Here is a 3368-nt window from a genome sequence, read left to right as displayed (position 1 = left end):
CCCCGCCCCTTTCCGGTGGCCGGTCCGGCAGGGCCTCGTTGGTCCACCCCGTCGGACCGGCCGCCATCGACGCACCCAGGAGCACACAGTGACCCCTCGGCACCTCATCTCCCTCGACGACCTCTCCGACGCCGAACTCCGCGCGATCGTGGCCCGCGGCGCCGACTTCTCCGCCGGCACCGCCGCCCACGGAGGCCCGCTGGCCGGCACCGTCACCGGCGTCTACTTCCGCAAGACCTCCACTCGGACCCGTACCGCCTTCTCGGCCGGGGCGCTGCGGCTCGGCGGCCAGATCCTCTCGTACGGGCCGGACGACCTGCAGCTGAACACCGGCGAGACCACCGAGGACACCGGCCGGGTCTTCTCCCGGATGCTGGACGTGCTGGTCGCACGGACCGCGGGCGACCCCGCCGAGCTGCGCGGCTGGGCCGCACAGCGGCGGATGTCGGTGGTCAACGCGATGAGCGCGGACGAGCACCCCACGCAGGGCCTCACCGATCTCACCACGCTGCTGCGGCGGTTCGGCCGGGTCGACGGGCTGCGGGTGCTGTACCTCGGCGAGGGCAACAACACCGCCGCCGCGCTCGCCCTCGGCCTGAGCCGCTTCAACGGCACCACGCTGGAGCTGCGGACGCCCCAGGGGTACGGGCTGGCCGGGCAGGTACGGCGCCGGGCGGACGAACAGGCCGCCCGGACCGGCTCGTCGGTCGTCGAGCACCACCACATGGACGCCCTCCCGGGCGACTTCGACGTCATCTACACCACGCGCTGGCAGACCACCGGCACCGCCAAGGCCGACCCCAACTGGCGCGCCGGCTTCCTGCCGTTCCGGGTCACCGCCGACCTGTGGAAGACCAGCCCGCGCGCGGTCTTCATGCACGACCTGCCCGCGCACCGCGGCGAGGAGGTGGCCGCCGACGTCCTGGACGGGCGCCACAGCATCGCCTTCGACCAGGCGGAGAACAAGATGCACAGCGCGATGGCGGTCCTGGAGTGGTGCCGCCTCGGCACCGTCGGCGGCGTCCCGTGTTCCGAGCCGATGGCCGTGGCGGCGGGCCGGTGACCCTGCTCGATCAGGCCGAGGTCCCCGAGGAGACCGAGAAGCCGCCCCCGCTGCGCCGCAACAAGAACTTCCTGCTGCTGTGGTCCGGTGCGGGACTGTCCCAGTTCGGCGTCCGAGCCGCGGTCTCCGCGTACCCGCTGCTGATGCTCTGGTACACGGGCTCGCCCGCCGACGCCGGCCTGGTCGGCTCGGCGGCACTGTTGCCACAGCTGCTCCTGCTGCTGCCGGCCGGCGCGCTGGTGGACCGTTGGGACCGGCGGCGGCTGATGGTGGTGTGCGACGCGGTCGGGCTCGTCTCGATGGGCAGTTTGGCCGCCGCGCTGTGGTTCGGGGTGCTGTCGGTGCCGCACGTGATGGCCGCGGCGTTCCTGGAGGGCGGCGCGGTGATCTTCTACAAGCTCGCCGAGCGGGCCGCCGTACGCCACGTCGTGCACCCCGACCACCTGTCGGCCGCGCTGTCGCAGAACGAGGCGCGCGGCCAGGCCGCCGGGCTGCTCGGGCAGCCGAGCGCGGCGGTCCTCTTCCAGGCGTTCCGCTGGCTGCCGTTCGGGGTGGCCGCGTTCACCCACTTCTTCGCGCTGGTCACGCTGCTGCTCATCCCCAAGTCGTTCCAGGACGAGCGGGACGAGGAGGCCGGACGGTCGATGCGGGCCGAGATCGGCGAGGGCATCGCCTGGGTGTGGCGACAGCGCTTCATGCGGGCCGCGATCGTCATCGTCGGCGGCAGCAACCTGCTGTTCCAGATCCTCAATCTGGCCCTGGTGCTGATCGTCAAGGAGGGCGGGTACCCGCCTTCGTACATGGCCGTCATCGGGATCATCGAGGGCGTCGGCGGCGTCCTGGGCGCGCTGACCGCCTCCTGGTTCATGAAGCGGCTGCCGCTGCCCGCGATCCTGATCGGTGCGCTGCTCGGCTGGGCGGGCCTGATCGCCGGGATCGCGCTGACCGGGCAGCCGGTGGTACTCGGCGCGCTGTGCGCGGGCACCAGCTGGGCCGGGGCGCTGCTCAACGTGGCCGCCGGGGTGCACCAGGTCCGGGTGACCCCGGACGAGATGCAGGGCCGCGCGATGAGCGTGTTCGGCCTCGTCGGCTCCGGCATGAACTCGCTGGGAGCCCTGGCCGGCGGGCTGCTGCTGGCCGCGGCGGGCACGTACCGGAGCGTTCTGGGCGTGGCCGCCGCGATGGCCGTCCTCGCCCTCGTGGCCCTGGCCACGCCCGCGGTGCGCGGCATGGGCGCGGAGGAGCGGCAGGGCTGATCCGGCCCGGTCGGCGGGCACCCGGCGGCGTGGGCCGACTCCGGGTGCCCGTCGTCGGCATACCCGAATATCGAAGGGATATAGAGCCGCACGGAAGGCTCGGAGCACCGGACGCCCCCATGGGTCCGGTGCTCCGCCATGCGGCGCGGCGGGACAACTCCACAGCGTCTGTCTTTCACGTGTAAGAAACTGTTGACAGGTACCTCGGGCACCTGTCATGGTTTTCTTACACATGAAAGAGGTCGCGATGGAAACATTCCTGACCCCGACCGGTGATGAGGTGTTGCAGATGCTGGCAGCGCTCGGGAATCCGCACCGGATGCGGATCATCGCGGCGCTGTCGGAGGGGCGTAACTACGTCAGCCGGCTCGCCCGCGAGATCGGTATGAGCCGCCCGCTGCTCCATATGCATCTGCAGCGCCTCGAGGCGGCAGGGCTCGTGACCGGAGTACTCGAACTGTCGGAGGGCGGTAAGGCGATGAAGTACTTCGAAGTCACCCCCTTCGTCCTGCATCTGACCCCCGAGACCGTGGCCGACGCGGCCCGGACCCTGACCGATCAGGACGAGAGCAAGAACGAGACCGCGAGCACCACAAAGGGAGCGAAGTGAACGGGTACGAGACGGTGAAGCTGGCCAGTGATCCGTGGAGCGGCGACTCGACGGGCCTCGTGGCGTCGGGCGGCGTCTTCCTGCTGCTGATCGTGATCGTCTGGCAGATCGCCGCCACCTGGCGGGCCCGCATGCTGGCCGCCCGGGAGGACGAGTACCGCCGGCTCACCGCCAAGTACGCCCAACTGCTCGAGGACAACGTGGAGCTTCACCGCCGTACGTCCGAAGAGCTCACGCAGGCGCGTCAGGCCATCGTCTCGATGGAGAAGATGATGCGCGAGATCGAATAGGGCCGAGCGGCCTGGTCCCACCCCCCTGCGTGCCGTGGGCCGCACCACCGAGTTGGCGCTCGGTGGCGCGGCCCGGGCAAGGGAATACACGAAAGTCCCGCACAGCCGATCTTGGTGTCACGGCAAGGCCTAGGAACCGAAGGCCGTGA

General features: G+C 71.0%; 4 protein-coding genes. All 4 read left to right on the top strand.

The genetic code is table 11. The annotated features are described in order from the left end of the window. Window positions 1-88 precede the first annotated feature (88 nt). Window positions 89-1063, top strand: coding sequence for an ornithine carbamoyltransferase (locus tag OG568_RS23705; protein ID WP_329533015.1), 975 nt, complete (start codon window positions 89-91; stop codon window positions 1061-1063). Next, complete coding sequence (locus OG568_RS23700; protein WP_329533014.1) at window positions 1060-2319, top strand: MFS transporter; 1260 nt, start codon at window positions 1060-1062, stop codon at window positions 2317-2319. Before OG568_RS23705 ends, OG568_RS23700 begins: the two co-directional genes overlap by 4 nt. 247 nt (window positions 2320-2566) lie before the next feature. Further along, a complete protein-coding gene (locus tag OG568_RS23695; protein WP_266437962.1) occupies window positions 2567-2929 on the top strand; it encodes an ArsR/SmtB family transcription factor in 363 nt (120 codons plus the stop codon). Continuing rightward, window positions 2926-3219: a hypothetical protein gene (locus OG568_RS23690; RefSeq protein WP_434481827.1), complete on the top strand. Its 294-nt coding sequence runs from the start codon at window positions 2926-2928 to the stop codon at window positions 3217-3219. The genes OG568_RS23695 and OG568_RS23690 overlap by 4 nt, the downstream gene beginning before the upstream one ends. Window positions 3220-3368 lie beyond the last annotated feature (149 nt).

The organism is Streptomyces sp. NBC_01450 (assembly GCF_036227505.1).
Lineage (GTDB): Bacteria > Actinomycetota > Actinomycetes > Streptomycetales > Streptomycetaceae > Streptomyces.
Note: the sequence above shows the minus strand (reverse complement) of the source record. Positions and strands in the feature narration are given on the sequence as shown.